Origin of the sequence: Holdemania filiformis (assembly GCF_003459085.1) — a bacterium.
In the GTDB taxonomy this organism is placed as follows: domain Bacteria; phylum Bacillota_I; class Bacilli_A; order Erysipelotrichales; family Erysipelotrichaceae; genus Holdemania; species Holdemania filiformis.
The window spans coordinates 53,744-75,527 of sequence record NZ_QRUP01000016.1; the positions used below are offsets into that span (position 1 = coordinate 53,744).

The window sequence follows — 21,784 nt, forward strand, 5'->3', positions numbered from 1 at the left end:
CTCTGATCTTCACGAATGGACATCAAAAAAATCGTCATTTTGAATCTCTGCGACACTGTCTGCCTTGTTTGCGACACTGCCTTGTTCGATATAATCGTAAAGATAGCCGATTTCGCTGACAGGCAGCGTGATGTTGTAGGCCTTGCAGACGGGAGCGAAGCTGTCCTGGACAACCTGAATAAATTCAGCCTGACGCTGCGTGAACGTTTCCAGATCCGGATACTGCGCCGGTTCCTTGCCGATTACCAAGCGTTCAATCAGACAGCTGATATGCAGATACAGTCCGATGATCGTGCGGCCGCTGAAGCTGCACTGACATTTTTCCTGGATCCGGTCGAGAATTTCCTCGACGTAGACTAAAATCCGGTTTGGATTGAGAATCGTCAGATAGTTCAACAGATTCTCCAGAGAAAAGTTCTTGATGATGCCGCGTTTGAATCGCCGCATCTGATCCTCTGTCAGGATCCCCTTAAGGCAACGGTCGAGGACGTCCATATTTTTCTGATCGACTAACTCCTCCACAGAAACAAACGGGATCCCCGGCACCGCCGCATCAAGGGTGCCGACGATCAGCAGGACATGGTACTGCGCACTTAAACTCGTCATCCGGCCCTGATGAAGCGAGGCGTAGTCCACCGGAATCAGTTCTACCTTGGCAGTCGCCGGCAGACTGGACTGAAACAACGCCAATACTTTTTCCGCCGTTGCAATTCCCGTCGAACAAACGGCCAGGATCGCGTTGGCTTTGTGCTGATTTTCGATCATTTCATAACGATGTACGCTGCGCCTGCAGGCTTCTTCCAGAATTGTCTTTAATGAATGCGTGCCTTCCATGATCATTGCCCCCACATCTAAGGCCAGCTTGGTTGAAACATTGGACAAAATCCCAATGTTCATCTTCCGTTCGCGTCCCAGCGTTTCGCTGATATTTTCCAAGGAACCCATATCAACCAGAATAATCAGTTCCAGACACCCTTCCAGCGAATCGATATATTCGTTCAGCCGCGCGGTCACATCGTCGAAACGGCAGTCCGCAGGCATGTCGATCGCATCGAACATCTGCGTCCGCAGCCATTGATTGGCCACCTCGGCAATCCCACTGGCCACCGCATATCCATGCGCCAGGATGACCACGGGCACCGACGATCGCTGCAGATCCCGGCTGAAATATTGGAGGAAAACAAACAAATCAAGCGTCGGCAGCAGGGTCGATGAAAGCGAAAGGGTGTTGACCGCCAATTCCAGAATTTCACGGATCTGCCTCGCTTCCAGCGGGTATCGCTGCTGAATCAGGGCCTGAAACGCTTCCACAGTTTCCTTATCCTGCGCGTCCAGCGGAAACTCCTGCTGGCGCTGGCGGGCAGCGTCAGCTAAATAGCGGGTCAGAATTTTAATTTTATTGTTGGACAGTCGGCGGCGGGAACTGTGCGCGGAGGTCAGCGACAGAATCAGCCCGGACAAATTGCGGAAGATTTCTTCCTGCGGTGTGATCCAGCGGTCTTGAATCAGCGTGTCGGCATATTGTTCCAGTTTGATATAAGCAACGGCCAGAAAGCTGTCGAAGCTCATCTGCCGGTCAAGGTAGCTTTGAAACGTATGCAGCAGCGCCCGATTGAATACCCCGTAACCACTTTGAACCTGTGTCTCTCCGGCGACAGACTGCAGCGGATGCAAAGTCTGATCCGAGCATTGAAGCAGATCAAACGTCATCCCCGACCCCAAGTATGCGGGCAGATCTTGAATATGAATCTCCAGCCGGTTCTCGGTTCTGCGCAGAAAAGCATTAGCGACGCTGACCTTCACCGTGTTTTCAAGCTGACCAACATTCCCCGGGAAATGTGCGGTTTCCAGCGTATGATAGGCCAGATCGCTGATCAAGACCGAGCAGCCCAGCTTGGCTTGTTCTTTCTGCAGCAGCGATAAAATCAACTCCCGTTTTTCTGTTGGCGGGCGATGATCCAGATCCGGCAGCTGCACCAGAATTGGAATCCGCCGCAGCAGCGTCTTCAATAAAATCTCCTGCGGATTCTCCGTCGTCGCCATCAGCACCCGCACTTTGCAGGAATACCAGGTGTCGTGATCGCCGATCATGTGATAAATGCCCTGATCCAGAAACAGAAAGATTTTCTCCTGACACTCAGGTTTCAGCGCGTGGACCTCGTCGAGAAACAGCACACCGCCGTCAGCCGCGGCTAAAAAACCCTGGCGGTCGCTGTCCGCACCGGTGTACGCGCCTTTTTTATAACCGAACAGATGGATCAGGAACAATTCCGGGTTATCCGCGTATTCCGCGCAGTTGATCGTTACAAACGGGCAATTCTCTTGAAGCGTTCCCTGACTGCGGGCATACTGTACCATTAACCGCGCTAAAAAACTCTTTCCGGTTCCCGTCGCACCGGTCAGCAGCATCGGCAGCCCCTGCGGCGGATAGGTCATCGCGGCCTTGGCCTGCTCGATCGCATAGGCCAGACTTCCGTTTTTACCGATAAGGCGATCGAAGACGTCGCTTTCGCTGGAAGTCTTGTAACCCTCCAGCTCCCGCCATCCCGGCAAAACGCTGACGGAATCAGGAACGCTGTACCCCTGAGCTAAAAGCTGGGAACGACTCAGATAATATACCGGGCGGGTGTTAATTTTCACGCATTGCTTCTGTGTTACTAAGTCGTTAAGCAACTGACTGATAAAATTCCGGCTGTAATTCAATTTCTGCGATAACCAGGCGGCCGTAAACCGTTCGGCATTCTCAGCACATAACGGCGTCGTTTTTAAAACCGATAGAATCTCATTCTGAATCCAGGTTTGATTTTCCCTCATCGCATCTCCTTCAAAGAAAAATAGTAGTATTTTAATAAATTTAGTATAATCATTTTAAGAGAATGAATCAATTATAGTTAAGGTGATTGTAATCTTTTTTGAAACCAATTTATTCCAGCTTTTTACATTCTCAAAAAAATATTTTCCACGTAAACCTGAGTGAAATGAGAAAGGAGTTCCGAATGCGATCAGAAATTAAAATCCGGCCGGTTCCTAAACCAGCCCTGCGTTATACGCCGGCTTTTGACCAGTCGCTGCAGATCCTGACCTGGAACCGGGCTGAGCTGATCGCCCAGCTGCGCCGAAGGCAGCGAACCAATCCTTATCTGCGGGATCTGAAATCCAGCTGGCTTGATTTTCAGACTCAATCTTCCTCGTTTAAGGAGGATCTTTATACTCAGCTGCATACTTTAAATCAACCGCATGAGGAAACGATCTGTCAGATCTTGATCGAATCCTTGAATGACCGGGGCCTTCTTGATGAATCGCTCGAGGAATTAGCGCGAACGTTTCATTCCCCGCTGTCTGTTTGGGAAGAACAACTGCGGCTTTTGCAGCAGCTGGAACCCGCGGGCATCGCGGCCCGTTCCGCGCAGGAATGCCTGATCCTGCAGCTGCAGCGCCGCGGTCAGACCGGCGCGATCAACTTTTTAACGCAATGTGAAGCTGAGATTCTGTCCCATAACTGGGCCGGTGCTGCGGCCCAAATGCGGTGCAGCGAACAGGAAATTGAGGCATATTTCCAACAGCTTCAAGAATGCACGCCGTTTCCCTGCGCCGCTGATGAACCGGAAGCGGTCAGCTGGATTCTGCCGGAATTTGAAGTTCGTATCGAAGATGATCATTGCGTCCTGGAAAGCCTCCAGGAGCCGGACCTGGAATTAAACGAAACACCGAAGCCAGAGCTGGCTCAAGCGCTTCAGGAAGCGCGGTTCTTTCTCGACGCCCTGAACCGGCGTTCGCTCACGTTAAGCCTGATTATGAACGAATTGCTTCAAGTTCAGGAACTCCCGCTAATCCGCCGGATGCCGCTGCATGTCTGCCAGAAAAAAACGATCGCCCGGCGCGTGGGTATTCATCCTTCCACGCTGACACGGGCAATCCAGGATAAGTATTTTCTATTCCGGGGAAAGCTGCTTCCGATTGAAGCCCTTTTTGCTTCCGCGAGCGTTCAAAACAACAGTCAGGCTGAGCTGACAGCCTTAATTCAACATCAGATTGACCAGGAATCGTCCGATTGTCCGTTAAGCGACCTGCAGATCGCAATGCGGCTGCGGGAGGAAAACCTCAACGTTTCACGGCAGTTGATCGCCAAGCTGAGAAAGGCTGCGGGTATCCCTTCCTCATATCATCGACATCCGGATCCCGGATAATCGCGAGAATATTGTGATCATTTCGTTTAATCGCAGGACTTAAAAATCAACTATTTCCCATGTTTTCAACCGCACATAAAAAGCGATCAGAAATTTTCTTTTTACTTCCTCAATACTGAATCCATTCGTGATAAAGTTTAATTTCTTGTGCCAGTTTATTTGTTTTTTTTAACTCAGGCTTTTCTAATGTCGTTAATCTGGTTTGTTTTTGGCCTTCCAAATTAAAACATGGCGAGTCCCCTGTTCAGAGGATTCGCCATGTTGGTTTAAATTTGTTTATTTCTCGTTGGAAGCGCTGTTTCCGGCAATGCGTCCGGAAACGATGATCTCGGTGATCGCGTTGCCGCCCAGACGATTTCCTGAATGGAAGCCGCCGGTGACTTCGCCAGCCGCATACAGGCCCTTGATCGCTTCGCCGCCCTCATTCAGGACGCGGCGATCAGTATCCACCAGTAAACCGCCCATCGTGTGATGCGTCGAAGGCGCCATGAAACGAACCCGGATCATGTCCAGATTGTACGTATCCGGCAGATAATTGCCGTCATCGTCCATCTCAACCTGGCCGACAGTTCCGCGGTAGGAAAGCTTCTCCACGTCCAGCGTATCGGCAACGCCCATGACATAGTTATCGTAATCCACAATCGTCTGCCGCAATGTCTCCGCGTCGCAGCCGATCAATTTCGCAGTTTCTTCAACCGTTCTGAAAATCATCCGGCCTTCCACATCTTCAGGCACATTGTTGAATCCGCCAGTGCCCGCAGTCGTTCCCACATTGGAAATTTCAACGTAGATTCCCGGAACATATTTCAAGCCCAGTTCCTTCGCTTTCGCTTCGCTCATACCATTTTCGAAACCGCCTTCCGACAGAACGTCGCGTTCTGCAGATTCGTCGACATACCGCTTACCGGTTTCCGGATTGACGTAAATGACGTTCTCGCCCGCGCCGCCAGCCAGATTTCCGTTATCAACCCAGCCTAACGGCATCATCTGTGTCCAGCCTTCGCCGATCGTCGCCGCACCGACAGCCTGACCCATCGTCGTGCCGTCGCCCTTCAGGCTGGAACGATTGGTTGTGCCGATATTGTTGGCAATATATTCATCTTTCCAGTAGTCATTTGTTTTCTGAACCATCTCAATATTTGCGCCATAACCGCCGGTCGCCAGGATGACGCCCTTGTTGGCCATGACTGTGACCGGAGTTCCGTCAAACTGTGTCGCCTTGACGCCGGTAACCCGTCCGGATTCATCCGTGATCAGTTCGTTCGCCGTCGTGCGGGTCATAATTTTATTGGCTTCGTTCGCCTTCAAGACCGTGTTGGCCGGAACAGCGAAATAAGCTCCCCATTTGCCTTCATAGAATTCACCGTCGACCGTGCCGCCATTGACTGCGTTTTCACGCTGCCACAAGCATCCGATTAAGGTGAAAGCACGGCTCTGGTCGATCGAAGCCCCCTGAGCTTCCAGCCAGTCTTTAATTTCCTGACCGCCTTCGACAAACTGACGTACCAGCTTTTCATCGCCGTAAATCCATTCCGTATTCTCACGGTTTGGACGCAGCCCGCCATAATATGTCTGGAAGATATGCAGATTGATCGTGGAGAACAGCGTCAGCTTTGTTTCATGAACGCCGGCGTCCAGCTGCGGCTGCGCCCAGTCCAGATAAGCCTGGATTTCTTCTTTCAACGCCTTCAGCGTCGGCAGGTATTCTTCATGAACACCGCGTACCGCGTTCAGAGCGATATCACCTGCGACAAACGGGTGTTCGTCGTCGATCGTTCCGTCAAACGGTTCTTCCGACCAATTCAGAATCGTTTTCAGCGTATCAATACGTCCCGCGTCATTTTTAACTTTTTCGTAGGTTTCGCCGTTGTATTCGCCGGTTGTCGCATCCGGATTGGCTGGATCCCAGACAACAGCGTCAAAGGTCGACTGGTAAGCACCGCCGGAAACTAACGTATTGCCGCCCATTTCCGCATTCTTTTCAAGAACCAGAACGGTATCGCCATTTTGAGCAGCCTGAGCCGCGGCCATCATGCCCGCTCCGCCGGCGCCGACGATGACGACATCCCAGGTCCCTGTAATTTCTTCCTGAGCCGTATGTTCTACGGTGTTTTTCTTAAACGCATCGAGATCCGAAGCGCTCGCCGCTTCCGCTGCAGCGTTGACTGCGTTTTTCAAACCGATGCTCGTAAAGGTCGCCCCGCTGACAACATCAACCCCTGTGCCGTTAGCTGCCAGGATATCCTCAATCAAAATAGGATAAGCGACATCACCGACATGCGCTGTTTCCTTCTGTTCTTTGACCTGAATGTCAGTAATCGCAGTTTCTGAGAAGGTCGCTTCAATTGAAACTTCCCCGTTGTAGCCCTGTGCTGAAGCTGTATAGCTTCCCGGCGTGAATTTGAGTTCTGATTTCTTGGTTTCTTCCTTGGTTTGCCCGCAGGCAGCGCAGGAAAGAACCATGAAAAGAGAAACTAAAACAAGCCCTAGTCTCTTCATCTTTCTTCCTCCCTCGTTGATTCTTTCACAATCAACCTGTTCTTACTATAAACCCCGTGGTAACCACGGGGTCAAGATCCTAAATCCAGGCTGCAGCTGAAATAATACCAGAGTTTGCCGTCTTCCTGAACGCGCGTGATCAACCGACCGACCAGTTCTTTACGAATAGGCTGATCGGTGCATTCCAGCAAAGAGGCCAATGCCTCCCTTGGGATTTGCGTTAAACTTTCACTGCGTGAAACAATCATCGCCATTTTTCCGCTGCCGCAGCTGGTCTCGGCTTCCGCATACGGAAGTCCGTTTTGCTTGGCAAAATCGGTTCGGATGCCTAATCCGACGCGTGGTTTCACGATATCAGATTCGGATGTCAGCTGCTCTGGATCAATCCGGAAGGCCAGGTGCAGCAGCTCGGGAAACTGCATCCAGGTTTCAATCGTTTCCAGGACGCCCTGACGGTCCAGATTGGCAGGGGAAAACTCCAGGAAGCTCAGACTAAACAGTTGTTCCACGTTTAAATACAAAAGCTGTTCCTTCTGATGGATTGCGCGCTGAATTAAACTGCGGTAATAAAGATTACGTTCGATCTGTCGTTCCAGCAATGCTTTTTGTTTTTGCAGCTGAACCAAATTATCCTGATACCGTGCGTCCTGATCCGCCAGACTTTCTGCTTCGTTTTCCGGATGGAATTGATTCAGACTCGCCCCCAGCCCCCGTTCATGTCTTAGATAGAAGACCTCAACTGCATTATCAATGGAAAATTCCCGATAGCCGTTCGCCAGCACTTTCGCTGGCTTTAAAAGCTCGAGGTCAATATAATGCCGCAGCGTTTCCAGGGTGATCCCAGAAATAGCGCAAAACTTTTTACTTGTGACCATATTTCCGCAGTTCCTCCCCCGAGAACACCGCCGTTCACCTGCTTTCTTTATTAATTTTACGATTATCGTTTCTATCTTACCATAGAATCACCCGACGTTGCACTCTGAGAGGATTCCAGTTTTACTTCACGGGTGGGTGAAGTCCAAGATCGAAATATAGAAGAATACCTGAAAAGTCTGGAAACTAAAATAAAGGCACTACGTTAAGCTGTCTCGATGGCTTAACCTAATGCCTTTGTTTTTACATTGTTCCTGATTTTTATAATGACTCTTAAAAATATCATTTGAATATTGTTTTATCCAATATCACTTCAATAAAAGGAAGTAACATGCCGATAGCAGTCACGATCAATAAAATACCGCAAGCTTTGATAAAATAGATGGAAAATAGAGTCGGTGTTCCATCTTTAACCGTGAGGAAATGTTGGTACTCCCAGACTTTCTCAGGATTTTTAAAAGCATATCCGCCAAACCAGAAACAAAACGCAATGATCAATACCATAATCATCGGCAGGATCCTCCTTCGCTTCTTTCTGATTACGATCTCTGGCCACAAGACTTTTCAAGCGCTGGATCACCAGCATGTGCGGCATAACTCTTTTCGGCAGACTGCTTCCTGTCCTGACAGAACCGCAAGACAGCCCTTGTCATTAAAGCTTGGTACTTCATTCTCTTTTATGCGTATTCGTGCATAAACAACGGCTTGCCGCTCAGCGCGAACGCTTCCTTCGGCGAAGTCACCGCGCTCCCATACAGCCGGTTGAACAGATCGTAATCATTAATCCGCGCCATCGTGAAGCCATAGTCCTGCCATGTGACGTCCTTGATGATCTTTTCCAGATGCTCGTCCTGCGTGGTATGCAGGATAATCTCCGGTTTCAGCTGCAGCGCCAGGTTCAACAATTTAAACAACGCGACGCTGTTGAGATAAATACACTCCCGCACCTCGATGCCCTGCGCGGTCTGATATAATGACGCGTAGCCCTGAATCTGTTTGTTTTGATCATAGTAGGCGATCAGCTTGCCGCCCTCGGCATTGCACTCCTCCAGCAGATGATCGAAGTCCTCTTTCGTTCGCAGATAGAAACCATCGAAGCGCCGCACATACGCCGTATACACATCGAGCAGATCCTGCGACTGCACCTTATAGGTTAAGCCCTCGTTGCTGCAAAGCGGAATCTGAGAGCGATGAACCGTATACCGCCGGCGGTAATAGACCATCTCGAAGCCAAACTGCGTATACATCGACGGATTGTATGCCTGGATCAAAGTCACCAGTTCCCTGTGCTCTACCTCGTCCAGCACATCATTCATCAGCTCGTGCATGCAGCCCCGCTTGCGGTAAGACGGAATTGTCGCCACGCCTAAAATCATCGACGTCTCTAAAATATGGCCGGCTAACATGATGGAATGCGGAATCCGCATCAGCGTCGATACGATATTTCCCGATTCTTTCAGCACCAGCGTATTCTCCGGCTTGTACAGCGTGCGGAAGAAATAATCCGTATAACCACCGTCGTCGCCGGCAAACACCTGCTTCCAGATGCCGTACACAATCTTTTTTTCCTGCGGCAGTGCCTTGCTGATCATAGCTGATTCTCCTTTCCACATAGCCGATACTTCTCGATCAAAAACTCCGGATGATACGCCAGTTTAGCCTGGCGGATGTTCTCATGGCCCATATCGTCCTCCCGGTTGACATACTCGGCTTCATTAAACTCATGCGTCAGCCATTCCTTCATGATCGCCTGGTATAATCCCCGAATCTCGTCGTCGGCTTTTTCAATGTTTTCCTGGCACATCCGCGCGCTTAACCAGGAGCCGATCGCAAAGGCCTTCACTTCCCCGTCGATGCGGATCAGACCGCCGCGGTAAGGAATCTGCCCGAATAATTCCAGAATCCGGAAAACGCCGCGCCGTTCCGCCTGCAGAAATTCATCCGGATCCTCGGCATGCCACTGCCGCAGAAACGCTTCGCATTCCTTCACGTTGTCCGCGTTGAACGCCTCATATTCCCAGCGTCCCGCATACTCCTTATAGAACGCGTTGAGATGATTGCGCTTCTTCTGCAGCTTCTTGCCTGCGAAGGTTTTCAGCTTCTCGCACAGGTAGACATAATCCGCGCTGTCGCGGTTTTCCTCCAGACAGGTGTTGGGAAACGTATCCGCAAACCACTGCGCCGCTTCCTTTGTGAAGCAGCTCAGCACAAACGGCAGCCGATAGCGTTCAAAGATCGCCTTTGCCGCCAGAATCGCTTCCTTGAAATATTCCGGACGGCATAGCGGCATGTAAATAAACAACGTGCCTTCGTGCACGCCCAAAAGAAGCAGCCAGTTTTCATTCTGGCACTTAAACAGCGGATAGGAATCGATCCACAGAATCATGTTGACTAAGTTGTGATTGCTTTCTTCATACTGCGCCAGCGATAAATAGCGCTGGATCAGCGGGTAATCATCTACGATAACGGGATCAAAGTCCCTTTGTATCTGACTGGCGTCCATCCTCATCCGTCCTTCTTTCAGTATATTCCGCTTCAAAAACCTCAGGCTGAGCTACCCGCTGTTCAAACGGGCTGTCCTGAGTTTGTTCGTCAATCCAAACTGAATCCTGATTCTGATCCATCGACGACCACTGGTCGTTCATTGTCTTGGTCATCTTCTTGATCTTGAACATGCCGAAGATCCCCAAGACCGCCATAATCACCAGCATTGCCAGAATAAACGGCCAGGCCATGCTGAGAAAGGCGATGATCAGCAGGATTGTAAAAATCATCGTTAAGAATCTCATGTTTATCACCGGTTTCATTATATCCTAATTGACCGCAAAAGAGAAAAGTTTTGCAACTCTAACATCAAATTTAAGAATTTCTTCAGCTTCTTCGCCGGGTATGACAGGAAGCCAGAATCCACAAGACCAGAAAGCCGGAGGTCATAAAACAGAGGATGGCCAGCCCCACCTCGCCCCGCCGGCGGCTGTACTCCGTGACTGAACTGACGCTGCCGCGGGCGATCACCGGCTGCGACTGGGCGGCCTGCAGCTGGGCGGCATAGGTGTATTCCGGGTTGGAGATCGATACCGAAGCCAGCCCTTCCTCAATCAATAAGCGCTGCACCAGTTCTCCATCCGCAAACAGCCATACCGGCAGCGGCGAGGTCTGGGCGACATGATCGTCGATTTCAAACGTCAGCGTTTCCGCCTGACTCACAATTTCGCAAGCCCGGGTTTTCCCGGTATCCGTCAGTTCGACATCAAACAGGGAAACCGGCAGCGATTGTTCGTGGAGCACAACGGTGATCTGCCCCTGATCGCAGTTCCATTCCTCCGCGGTATACGTTAAATTCCAGGATAAACCGGTCAGCTGGATCAATAAAAGAAAAAAAGCCAATGTCCTCACCTCCTTAGAAGTATGGAACGCCCTGGCTTTTTTATGCGGATTCTTCAGGCTTCGTCCTGGATTTCCGAAACTGGAGGAAGCTGCTCCGCGATCTCATGAAGCTTGCCGAAGCGGTGCTTCATGCCGGATTTGGACATCGCGACCCCCGTCTGCTTTTCATATTCCGCGCTCAGCTCGTTCAGGCTGGCCTCCGGGAACTGCACGCGCAGCTGAGCCACAGCCTTCAGCTTCTCGTCAAGAAACCGCAGCCGGCCGGCTTTCTCGATCCGGGCGATATCCTCCAGCTGCTTCTTGGCTGCCGCCTGGCTTTTCATTTCGTTGGCAACCTCGCAGTTGTCCAGCCGCGTCAGGTTGTTGCGGAAATCGCGGTGGATACGAATATCCTCAAACTTCATCAACGCTTCATACGCGCCGGCGCAGCGCAGAAAATCGGCGATCTTATCGGCCGCTTTCAGATACACGACGAACGCCGTGCGGCGGGCGATCACCTTGGCCGGCAGATCAAATTTATGCATCAGCTTCTGAATGAACAGCGCGTGAGCTTCGTCGTTGGTTACAATTTCAAGATGGTAATTGGTCTTCTGCGGAGAATTGACCGACCCCATGGCCATGAACGCCCCCGCCAGATAGGCCCGGGCGCAGCATTCTTTCTGAACGAGCTTGCGGGTCGGATGGTTCTGCAGCCCATGATCGGTGAACAGGCCCAGATCGTTGAGAATCTCGGTCGTCTTGTTCAGCACCTGCAGCCGGTAAATGTTGTTCTTTTTCAGATTCATCTTCTTGATGACCGACAGATCGGTTTCCACGGCGTAATTTTCTTTCAGCAGCTTCAGAATCCGTTTCGCCGTCGCCGCGTTTTCCGTCTTGATCATTAACGACATGCCCTGGGCGTTGATCGTTAACGATGAACACAGCTGCACCAACGCGGAAAGTTCCGCTTTCTGGCAGCAGGGTTTCAGCTCATTCTGAGCGATTTCGGATTTAACTTCAGTGGTAAACGACATACTTACTCCTTTATTTTCGCTAACAGCTGCTGCATGCAATGCCGGATCTTATCGGCGTCATGGCGGACTAAATCATCACTGAAATCCAGCAGCGGCACTGGCGTGACCTGATAGGCGTGTTCCTCCTGGACGATCCTGACCGGTCTTCCGCCTTCTTTCGCATACCGGGTTAAAATCGCGTCCGGAATCGGGTCCTGGGCGACCAGCACCTCGTCAATCTTCGCGCCGTGGCGGATCAGTGCGTCGACATGATCCTCCATCGTGAAATCATCGGTTTCCCCCGGCTGACTCATGGCGTTGCACAAATATACGCCGTAAGCGTCCGACTGCCGAATCGCTTCAGCAATCTCCGGGATGATCAGGTTCGGCAAAATGCTGGTAAAGATGCTGCCGATACCATAAATGATGACATCCGCTTCGCGGATCGCCCGTACCGCCTTCTCGGAAGCCTTGACGGTTTCCTGATAAAACACCGTGTCGATCCGGTTGTTCATATTGGGAATGTTGGATTCCCCGCGCACAATCGTTCCGTCGGCCATCCGCGCAAACAGCGTGATCACCTGGGTAGTGGCGGGAATGATATCGCCGCGCACGTTGAGAATCTTGGAGAGAATTCCGATGCTTTCCAGAAAACTGCCGCAGCTCTGCGTCAGGGCGGTCAGAATCAGATTACCAAGGTTGTGGCCCATGACACCCTGATCCTCCTGATCGGGATCCGGATCGCCTTCAAAGCGGTACTCCATCAGATTTTTAAGCAGCGTTTCCGACTCCGCCAGCGCGATCAGCACCGCGCGGATATCGCCCATCGCGGGGATATGGAACTGACGCCGCAGCCGTCCGGTGCTGCCGCCGTCGTCCGCCACGGTGACGATCGCCGAAATTTGAATATCCTGAATGAATTTGATGCCGCGCAGGATGACCGACTGGCCATGCCCGCCGCCGATAACGACGACCTTCAGCGGGTTATTGTTCATCCAAATCCCGCTTATCGCGGTGTTCTTTATAACAGTTATATTGGATCTTATAGTGATCATACAGGAAATTCGTGATCGAAACGGAGCGATGCTGGCCGCCGGTACAGCCAATCGCTACGGTGAAGTGATTTTTGCCTTCCTTGACATATTCGGTAAACGCGTAATCGAGGAATTCCAGCAGCCGTTTGATGAATTCCTTGGTTTCCGGTTTGTCCATGACGTAATGGTAGACCTGCGGATCGTCGCCGGAATAGGGACGCAGCTCGACTTCCCAATAGGGATTGGGGAGAAAGCGCACGTCGATCATCAGATCGGCGTCCAGCGGCACGCCATGCTTATAGCCAAACGAGATAAAGCTGATTGAAAAAACCGGCGCGCTGCTCAGCGAGAAATATTTCTCGATTTTCTGTTTCAGTTCCGAAGCTTTTAAGAAGGTGGTGTCGACGGAGAGAAACGCGGTATCCTTGTAATTCTGAAACATCTGACGCTCGACGCTGATCGCTTCCTCCAGCGTGTTGCAGACGTTGGAGATCAGCAGCGGATGCGTGCGCCGCGTCGATTTGTAGCGGTGCAGAAGCACTTCGTTGGACGCGTCCAGAAACAGCACGCGCACATCCATGTCCTCGCCTTCAAAGGCATTGAGGAACTCCGGGAAATCCTTGGCTGACGTCGCCAGCGCCAGATAGGAATAACGGGGATCCGTGCTGCTTTCAATTAAATCCACCAACAGGCTTAACAGCTGAACGGGAAACTGGTCGATACAGTGATATCCCATATCTTCTAAAACGCTGGTTGCACTGGTTTTGCCCGCGCCGGACATCCCGCTGACCAGGATTACACGTTTTTTCTTCATCTCGATCACCTCTTGTTTTGTTAGCTGTATTTTACCACAGCCCCTGGCGGTTCACAATCGTGAACACACCGATTTTTATTGGAGAAGATTTCTTCCTACTGTATAGTTTATTGAAAAAAAGATTTTTAATGAATGAGGTTCATCGTTTTAAAGCTTCGAAAAGAACAGCCTGAAATTCGACAGTTCTGTTTTAACCTGCGAAGCTTTTTCATGAACAAATGCATTCACGATATAGGTTTAATCTGTAACCACTCATTATAAATATGAAGAATCTCAAACCCGACTGTCGTCATGGAAGAATTTTTTTATCTTTCCAAAATTATGTTTAACCTTCGATCTGAATCTGATCCAGCAAGGCTTCGACCTGTTCTCTCCGGGCGATTCCGCGGCTGAACGCCGTTGCGGTACCGCAGGCAGCCGCCCAGCGCAGACTGTCTTCCAGCGTGCAGGCAGGATTTTCAAGCGAAGCCAGAAAGCCCGCGACCATGGAATCGCCAGCCCCGACGGTGCTGACGGTCTGACCCGGCAGCGGATGCTGCCGATAAACGCCGCCCTCCGCTGTAAAGAGAACTGAACCTTCCGCCCCCATCGACACGAGGATATGCCCCGCCCCCTGCCGCCTCAGCTCCTGAATCTGATCCGAAACAGGCGCTTGAGGATTGGCAACGAGCTGGCGCAGCTCCGCAAGATTGGGCTTGATCAGAAACGGATGAAACCGCAGCGTATCCCGCAGCAGTGCGCCCTCAGCATCCACGACCACGCGGATCGACGACGCGGGCAGCTCGGCTAAAATCTGTTCGTAAATTGATTCCGGCAGTGTCGGCGGTACATTTCCGGACAGGACCAGCGTATCCCCCGGCTGGATCCGGCGGATCCTGTCTAACAGCGCTTCTCTTTCCGCCGCGCTGACCTCCGGTCCGCGGCCGTTGATCTCAGTTTCCACTCCCGAATTGATTTTGACGTTAATCCGCGTTTGTCCCTGTGCACAGCGGATAAAATCCGCATTGACGGACTGGTCCTGCAGCTGGCGGATCAATTCCTCGCCGGTAAATCCGGCCACGAAGCCCAGCGCCGTGGTCGGTACACCCAGCTGCGCCAACATGAGCGACACATTGATGCCCTTGCCTCCGCCGATCAGACTCTCGGTGATACAGCGGTTCGTTTCCCCCAAATTTAACGTTTCCACAGTGCAGTAATAATCCAATGCCGGGTTTAAGGTGACAGTATAGATCATGATTTCCCTCTTTTCTTCATTCGCTCTCCTGTTTCTTATTAGAGAAGCACAGATTATTGAAAAAAACCTGAGCCGGATAGGGTTCAGGTTCATGGATGCGCTTTAGGCGAAATGCAGCTCGTAGCTCATTTCCGCCACGTGACTGATCGTCTGGTAGACAGAGCAGTATTTCGTCGCCAGATCAAAGGATTTGCGGACCGCGTCTTCCTTATCTGTTCCGCGAATTGTTACGGTCAGATGCACCGTCTTCAGCGTCGTCGGCACTTCCGTGCGCTTCTCGCCTTCGACCACAATTTCTGTGCCTTCAATTTCAATCCGTTTCTTTTCCAGAATGCCTAAGAACGTCGCGTACAGGCAGGACGCCAGTGCGCCGTAAAGCATATCGTAAGGCGCTGCCTCTCCCGGTGCGCGGCCGATCTTGACGCTGCCCTCGTCCAGCAGCAGCTCGCCGTTGAAGCCGTTCTCAAATCGAATTGTTCTTGATGCCATCTTTTTCGTTCCTCCTTTTTACTTTTGCTTGAATTTGCCGGGATTCCATTTCCGGTTTTCCCGCGCTGTCCTTCTTACTCTACGCTTTGGCGATCACGCCGATGCGCTTACTGCTTAATCTGATGGAAAGCCTGCTGCGCGGCGATCGCACCGTCGTTGGCCGCGGTGACCACCTGCCGCAGCGTCTTGGCCGTCACATCGCCGACGCCGTAAATACCGGCCCGGGCGGTTTCCATATTGTTGTTGACCAGAATATAACCGCGCTCGTCCAGAATCCCCAGATCCTGGGCGAATTCCGTGCACGGATCCGCGCCGATGTACGGGAATACCGCTTTGGTTTCCAGCTTCATCCGCTGACCGTCATGAACATTTTTCAAAACGATGCCGCCGACTTTCCCCTCCTGTTCCAGAATTTCGACCGGAACATGGCTGCGGATGATGTCGATTTTCGGGTTCTGTTCGATCGCCTGCTGGATGATCGGCTCCGCACGGAAGACATCCCGGCGGATCACGATGTGAACCTCGCTGGCAAACTGCGTCAGATATAACGATTCCTCGAGCGCGGAATTGCCGCCGCCGATGACCGTCACCGGCTGATCGCGGAAGAAGCTGCCGTCGCACACCGCGCAATACGATACGCCCTTGCCCGTCAGCTCTTTCTCATTCGGAATGCCCAACAGCCGCTCGCGCGTTCCCGTGGCGATGATCACCGCCGGAGCGGTATAGATCTGACCGTCCGCGCAGACCACCTGCTTGATCGGACCGTCGATGATTTTCTCGACGTCGCCATAGAGATATTCCGCGCCGAAATGCGTGGAATGCTCGAACATCTGATACGCCAGATCCGCGCCGTTGATCTCCTTGATTCCCGGCCAGTTCTGAATTTCAAAGGTTTTTATCATCTTGCCGCCGGGCGCCGCTTTTTCCAGCATCGCCGTTTTCAGACCTGCACGGCTGGCATACACCGCCGCGGTCATGCCGGCCGGACCCGCGCCAATAATGATTACATCATATTGTAAGTCCATGCAAGATCCTCCTTCACCAGCGCTTCCACCTGCCGCAGATCATCGATGATCCGGTTCGGCTTCTCCTTTTCCAGCTGTTCCCGGCGTTCCAGGTTGAACAGATAGCCGACGGAGAAGACACCCGCGTTGCGCGCAGCCTGGATGTCCATCGGACTGTCGCCGACATAGATCACGCTGTCATGACCCTCGTTGACCAGCCTGCAGGCCGTCAGAATGCCTTCGGGATCCGGCTTGCCGTTCTTCACATCGTCCTGACCGACGATCACATCGAAATAATGATCCATGTGATTCAGCGTCAGCCCCAGCAGGACCATTTCCTTAACCTTCGTGGACACGATGCCCAGCTTATAGCCCTGTGCTTTCAGACTTTCCAGCAGCTCGACCGCTCCGTCCATCGGCTTAACCAGATCGGCGTGCGCGGCGCGGTTGTGCTCGCGGTATTCTTTGACCAGCTGGTCGACATCCTGCTCTGGGAAATATTGCGCAAACATCGTCTGCAGCGAAGGGCCCAGCACCGCCAGCTGTTTATCGCGGGTGAATTCTTCTTCTGTTCTGTACTTTTTAAACAGTTCGCGGTAGCTCTTTAAGATCGCCGGTTCCGTGTTCAGCAGCGTTCCATCCAGATCGAACAGAATCACCGGCTTCGGATTTTTCATGACCTTGCGGAAGACGCCGAGCATCCCCAGCAGCCCGACGACGATAAAGACGACCGAAATCACCTGCGCCATCCGCAGCCGGCCGAACATCAGACTGTCTGAACGCAGACCCTCGACGACGATCCGCACCGCCCCATACCAAAGCAGATACGCGTAGACCATATCGCCGCGCTTCGGTTTGGAATACTTCTTATAGACAAAGACAATCAGAATGAAGCCCAGGATATCGCCGACGCTTTCGTAGAAGAACGTCGGTTCGCGGTAAGCTCCCTGGATAAACATCTGGTTTTTAAACCATTCCGGGAAGAACCGGTAGAAGGATTCGCTGACCGTGCGGCCGAACGCCTCCTGGTTGATGAAATTGCCCCAGCGGCCAATGCCCTGCGCCAGCAGCACATTCGGCACGATCGCGTCGGCCATCCGCATGAAATTGATCTTATGCTTGCGGGCGTACCACAGACCGAACAGTACCCCGCCGAACAATCCGCCCTGGATCGCCAGCCCGCCTTCAAACGTATAGAGAATATGGATTGGATTGGCCAGGTAATATTCCAGGTTATAGAACGCGCAGTACCACAGCCGCGCGCCGATCAGGCCGCAGATCAGACAGCCGAGGAACAAATCCTCCGCGGTTTCGGCTTTGTACCCCATCTTTTTGATTTCCTTAACGCAGAAAGAATACGCCAGGATCGCTCCGCAGAGGATGATCACTGCGTACCATTTAATTGACAGACTTCCGATGGCGATAAAAGTCTGCGGATCAGGAAAAAACTGCATTGTTGATTACTCCTTTTCTGTTTCCGGGACGGCCGCATTGGCGGCGTTCTGCCGCTCGATGTAGTCGTACACCCGGTTTTCAAACGCTTTCGCGCTGTCGAAGCCCATTTCTTTCAGACGGAAATTCGTGACCGCTGATTCGATCAGGACCGCGATCGTCCGGCCTTCTTTGACCGGCAGCACGATCTTCGGTACGTCGACCTCCAGAATGTGCATGAACTGTTCCGTTTCAATTCCCACCCGCGCGTATTCGGCGCTGGAATCAAACTTTTCCAGCGACACGACCAGGTCGATCGGTGCGGAAGGCAATAACGCGCTCGCGCCAAACATCTTGGCGACGTCGATGATGCCGATGCCGCGGATTTCCAGCATTCCCTGAAGCAGCTCCGGAGAATGACCGATAATGTTATTATGGACGCGGACTACGTCGACGCGGTCGTCCGCGACGAGAATGTGGCCCTTGCGGATCAGTTCCAGAGCGGTTTCACTCTTGCCCATGCCGCTTTCGCCGCAGATCAGCACACCCTTGCCATAGACGCTGATCAAGACACCGTGAATACTGTCGGACGGCGCCAGACGCTCGTCCAGGAAGCTGATCAGATCGACCATCAGCCTGGAGGTCGTCATCGCTGTGCGGAAAATCGGGAAATTCTTGTACCCCGCGACTTCCAGCAGCACCGGCGGACATTCGCGGTGATGGGTGAGAATGATCGTCGGGGTATACCCGTCGGTCAGCTGCTCAAAACGCTCTCGCTGGATTTCCACGGAGAGCGTGTCGATATACGCTTGTTCTTTATCGCCGATGATGACGATCCGGCGCGGCTCGGTATGCTTGTAGAAGCCCGCCAGCTCTAAGCCCGGACGATTGACATCCGGAACGATCACCCATCGGTTTAATGATTCCTCATTGCCAGAGAGCTGTTCAAATTTGAAATAACTTTGCAGCTCGCTGATCATGACCTTGCCTTCGTATTCCATAGCCTCATCCTTTCTCAAGCATGGATTTCAGATATTGGCCGGTATAGCTCTTTTCCACCTTGACGATCTGTTCCGGCGTACCCTTGGCGATGATCGTGCCGCCCTGGTCGCCGCCTTCCGGGCCAATATCAATGATGTAGTCGGCACATTTAATCACATCGAGATTGTGCTCGATGACAATGACCGTATCTCCATTATCGACGATTCGCTGTAAGACCGCAAGTAATTTTTTAACGTCGTGGGTATGCAGGCCGGTCGTCGGTTCATCCAGGATGAAGACAGTCTTGCCCGTCGCCTTGCGCTGCAGTTCACTCGCCAGCTTGACACGCTGCGCTTCACCGCCGGACAACGTCGTCGCCGGCTGCCCCAGCTTGACGTAATCCAGGCCTACGTCATGCAGTGTCTGAAGCTTGGATTTAATGCGGTGGATGGAGGAGAAGAACTCGATCGCTTCCTCCACCGTCATCTCCAGCACGTCGTAGATGTTCTTCCCTTTATAGGTGACCTGCAGCGTTTCCTCGTTGTAGCGCTTGCCATGGCATTCCTCGCACGGTACGTAGACGTCCGGCAGAAAGTGCATCGAAATCCGCTTTACGCCGTCGCCCTGACATGCTTCACAGCGGCCGCCGCGGACATTGAAGGAGAAGCGCCCCTTGTCATAGCCGCGCAGCTTCGCTTCCGGCGTCTGGGTGAACAGATCGCGGATATCATCAAACACTCCGGTGTAAGTGACCGGGTTGGAACGCGGAGTGCGGCCAATCGGATCCTGCGAAATCTCAATCACCTTGTCGATGTTTTCCAGGCCCAGGATCGCTTTGTGCTTACCCGGCTTGATGCGTGTGCGGCCGAGCGAATGCTGCACGGCTTTGCACAGGATTTCATTGACCAGCGAGGATTTGCCGCTGCCGCTGACGCCGGTGACGACGGTCAGGGTGCCTAACGGGAACTTGACGTTCACATTTTTCAGGTTGTTCTCCTGCGCGCCCTTGATTTCCAGAAACAAACCGTTGCCCTTGCGGCGCTTGGTCGGAACGTCGATCTTTTTGCGGCCGCTGAGATATTGGCCGGTAATCGAGTTTTCGCATTGCATGACTTCCTGCGGCGTTCCGCTGGCGATCACTTCGCCCCCATGCACGCCTGCGCCCGGCCCGATATCGACGATCCAGTCAGATTCCATCATCGTTTCCTCGTCATGCTCGACGACGATCAGCGAGTTTCCCAGATCGCGCATATTCTTCAAGGTCTTGATTAGTCTCGCGTTATCGCGCTGATGCAGCCCGATCGACGGCTCGTCCAGCACGTACAGTACGCCGGTCAGCTGTGAGCCGATCTGCGTTGCCAGCCGGATCCGCTGCGCCTCGCCGCCGGACAACGTGCCTGCCAGCCGGTCCAGCGTCAGGTATTCCAGACCCACGTCCTTTAAAAACGTCAGCCGGCTGACAATTTCCTTAATGACCAGTCTTGCGATCTCCGCCCGCATTGGATCGAGCTGCAGGTTTTTCATAAAGTCCAGCGCCTGGATAACCGACATCGTTGTCCATTCATAGATGTTCTTGCCGCCCACGCGCACGCTCAGCGCCATTTCATTCAGCCGCTTGCCGCCGCACTTCGGACATGGCGACTCTGCCATAAACGAGGCGTACCATTCACGCGACATCGTCGAGGTTGTTTCAACAAAACGCCGCTCGATCAACGTCTTGACGCCTTCAATGTAATCGTTGCGGCTGAAGCGGTTGCCGGAACGGGAAGCGATGCTGTAAGCAATCGGTTCTTTGGAACCGTATAAAACAATTTCCAGTTCTTCCGGCGTGAAATCCTGGATCGGCTTATCCAAGTCGATATGGTAATGCCGGCAGAGCGTATTGAATGTCTGCCATTCAATGTTCTCCGTGTCGACGATATTTTTGTAATACACGATGCCGCCCTTGCGGATCGATTTGGTTCGGTCCGGAATCAGATAATCGACGTCTACCCGCTGGGTAATGCCCAGGCCCTTGCATTCGTCGCACGCCCCCAGCGGCGAGTTAAACGAAAATAACCGCGGTTCCAGACGCGGAACTGAGAAACCGCACTTCGGACAGGAATAATTCTGAGAGAACAACAGCTCGTTTTCCCCGGCCAAAACAACAACGATGCCATTGGCCAGCTTCACTGCCGTTTCCAGGGAATCATGCAGCCGGGAGCGGATCCCGTCATTCTTCACAATCCGGTCGACAACGACGTCGATCGAATGCTTTTTGTTTTTCTCTAACGGTTTGACGTCTTCCAGCAAAATCATCTGTCCGTCGACGCGGGCCCGCAGATAACCGTCTTTCAACAGTTTCTCAAAGACGTCCTTAAACGTTCCCTTTTCGCGATGCGCCACCGGGGCCAGGATCTCCAGCCGTGTCTTTTCCGGCTGTTCCATAATCCGGTCAACCATCTGCGTAATCGTCTGGGAAACGATCGGTTCGTTATGGACCGGACAATACGGAACGCCCACACGGGCATACAAAAGCCGCAGGTAATCGTAGATTTCCGTGACCGTGCCGACAGTCGAACGCGGGTTGTTGCTCGTGGTCTTCTGGTCGATCGAAATCGAAGGCGACAAGCCTTCGATCAAATCGACGTCCGGTTTTTCCACACCACCCAAAAACATCCGCGCATACGCGCTTAACGATTCGACATACCGCCGCTGTCCTTCCGCATAGATCGTATCAAATGCCAGCGACGTTTTCCCCGATCCGGACAAACCCGTCATGATGACCAGCTTATCCCGCGGGATTGTCAGATCGATATTCTTAAGGTTGTTTTCACGCGCGCCTTTAATCACAATTTTATCATGTTGCATGTTCTTACA

18 protein-coding genes are annotated in these 21,784 nt (G+C 52.4%); 1 reads left to right on the top strand and 17 read right to left on the bottom strand.

Annotated elements, in window-relative coordinates:
• Window positions 1-9: 9 nt before the first annotated feature.
• Window positions 10-2,814, bottom strand: coding sequence for a sigma 54-interacting transcriptional regulator (locus DWY25_RS12535; protein ID WP_117895508.1), 2,805 nt, complete (start codon window positions 2,812-2,814; stop codon window positions 10-12).
• Between the two features lie 182 nt (window positions 2,815-2,996).
• Between DWY25_RS12535 and DWY25_RS12540 the strand changes: the two genes are divergently transcribed.
• Window positions 2,997-4,187, top strand: a complete 1,191-nt coding sequence (locus DWY25_RS12540; protein WP_181981816.1) for an RNA polymerase factor sigma-54 — start codon at window positions 2,997-2,999, stop codon at window positions 4,185-4,187.
• A 276-nt stretch (window positions 4,188-4,463) separates the two neighbouring features.
• Here DWY25_RS12540 and DWY25_RS12545 read toward each other — a convergent pair whose 3' ends face one another.
• The 16 genes from DWY25_RS12545 to uvrA form a co-directional block, all read right to left on the bottom strand.
• Entirely contained in the window at window positions 4,464-6,686 is a 2,223-nt protein-coding gene (locus DWY25_RS12545) for an FAD-binding protein (RefSeq protein WP_117895510.1), read from the bottom strand.
• 71 nt (window positions 6,687-6,757) lie between these two features.
• Window positions 6,758-7,561, bottom strand: a complete 804-nt coding sequence (locus tag DWY25_RS12550) for a helix-turn-helix domain-containing protein (RefSeq protein ID WP_117895511.1) — start codon at window positions 7,559-7,561, stop codon at window positions 6,758-6,760.
• A gap of 280 nt (window positions 7,562-7,841) precedes the next feature.
• On the bottom strand, window positions 7,842-8,069 hold the full coding sequence (locus tag DWY25_RS12555; RefSeq protein WP_117895512.1) for a hypothetical protein: 228 nt from the start codon (window positions 8,067-8,069) through the stop codon (window positions 7,842-7,844).
• 167 nt (window positions 8,070-8,236) lie between these two features.
• Window positions 8,237-9,151, bottom strand: coding sequence for a GNAT family N-acetyltransferase (locus DWY25_RS12560; protein ID WP_181981817.1), 915 nt, complete (start codon window positions 9,149-9,151; stop codon window positions 8,237-8,239).
• Window positions 9,148-10,062, bottom strand: a complete 915-nt coding sequence (locus DWY25_RS12565; protein ID WP_117895514.1) for a DUF2156 domain-containing protein — start codon at window positions 10,060-10,062, stop codon at window positions 9,148-9,150. The genes DWY25_RS12560 and DWY25_RS12565 overlap by 4 nt, the downstream gene beginning before the upstream one ends.
• Entirely contained in the window at window positions 10,031-10,333 is a 303-nt protein-coding gene (locus DWY25_RS12570) for an HMG-box domain-containing protein (RefSeq protein WP_039863564.1), read from the bottom strand. The genes DWY25_RS12565 and DWY25_RS12570 overlap by 32 nt, the downstream gene beginning before the upstream one ends.
• Before the next feature lie 97 nt (window positions 10,334-10,430).
• Window positions 10,431-10,946, bottom strand: coding sequence for a hypothetical protein (locus tag DWY25_RS12575; protein ID WP_117895515.1), 516 nt, complete (start codon window positions 10,944-10,946; stop codon window positions 10,431-10,433).
• A 53-nt stretch (window positions 10,947-10,999) separates the two neighbouring features.
• Window positions 11,000-11,959 carry a DNA-binding protein WhiA gene (gene whiA, locus DWY25_RS12580; protein WP_117895516.1) on the bottom strand — a complete coding sequence of 320 codons (960 nt, stop codon included), beginning with the start codon at window positions 11,957-11,959 and terminating at the stop codon, window positions 11,000-11,002.
• Window positions 11,960-11,961: 2 nt separating this feature from the next.
• Complete coding sequence (locus DWY25_RS12585) at window positions 11,962-12,933, bottom strand: gluconeogenesis factor YvcK family protein (RefSeq protein ID WP_117895517.1); 972 nt, start codon at window positions 12,931-12,933, stop codon at window positions 11,962-11,964.
• The gene (gene rapZ, locus DWY25_RS12590) at window positions 12,923-13,786 is read right to left on the bottom strand and encodes an RNase adapter RapZ (RefSeq protein WP_006057402.1); all 864 of its coding nucleotides are present in this window, start codon (window positions 13,784-13,786) and stop codon (window positions 12,923-12,925) included. The genes DWY25_RS12585 and rapZ overlap by 11 nt, the downstream gene beginning before the upstream one ends.
• A 325-nt stretch (window positions 13,787-14,111) precedes the next feature.
• Entirely contained in the window at window positions 14,112-15,020 is a 909-nt protein-coding gene (gene pfkB / locus DWY25_RS12595; RefSeq protein ID WP_117895518.1) for a 1-phosphofructokinase, read from the bottom strand.
• A 102-nt stretch (window positions 15,021-15,122) separates the two neighbouring features.
• Window positions 15,123-15,509: an OsmC family protein gene (locus tag DWY25_RS12600; RefSeq protein ID WP_117895519.1), complete on the bottom strand. Its 387-nt coding sequence runs from the start codon at window positions 15,507-15,509 to the stop codon at window positions 15,123-15,125.
• Between the two features lie 107 nt (window positions 15,510-15,616).
• A complete protein-coding gene (gene trxB, locus DWY25_RS12605; protein ID WP_117895520.1) occupies window positions 15,617-16,534 on the bottom strand; it encodes a thioredoxin-disulfide reductase in 918 nt (305 codons plus the stop codon).
• Entirely contained in the window at window positions 16,513-17,967 is a 1,455-nt protein-coding gene (gene lgt / locus DWY25_RS12610; RefSeq protein ID WP_117895521.1) for a prolipoprotein diacylglyceryl transferase, read from the bottom strand. Before lgt ends, trxB begins: the two co-directional genes overlap by 22 nt.
• 6 nt (window positions 17,968-17,973) lie before the next feature.
• Window positions 17,974-18,945 carry an HPr(Ser) kinase/phosphatase gene (gene hprK, locus DWY25_RS12615; RefSeq protein ID WP_117895522.1) on the bottom strand — a complete coding sequence of 324 codons (972 nt, stop codon included), beginning with the start codon at window positions 18,943-18,945 and terminating at the stop codon, window positions 17,974-17,976.
• A gap of 4 nt (window positions 18,946-18,949) precedes the next feature.
• A complete protein-coding gene (gene uvrA / locus DWY25_RS12620; protein ID WP_117895523.1) occupies window positions 18,950-21,775 on the bottom strand; it encodes an excinuclease ABC subunit UvrA in 2,826 nt (941 codons plus the stop codon).
• Window positions 21,776-21,784 lie beyond the last annotated feature (9 nt).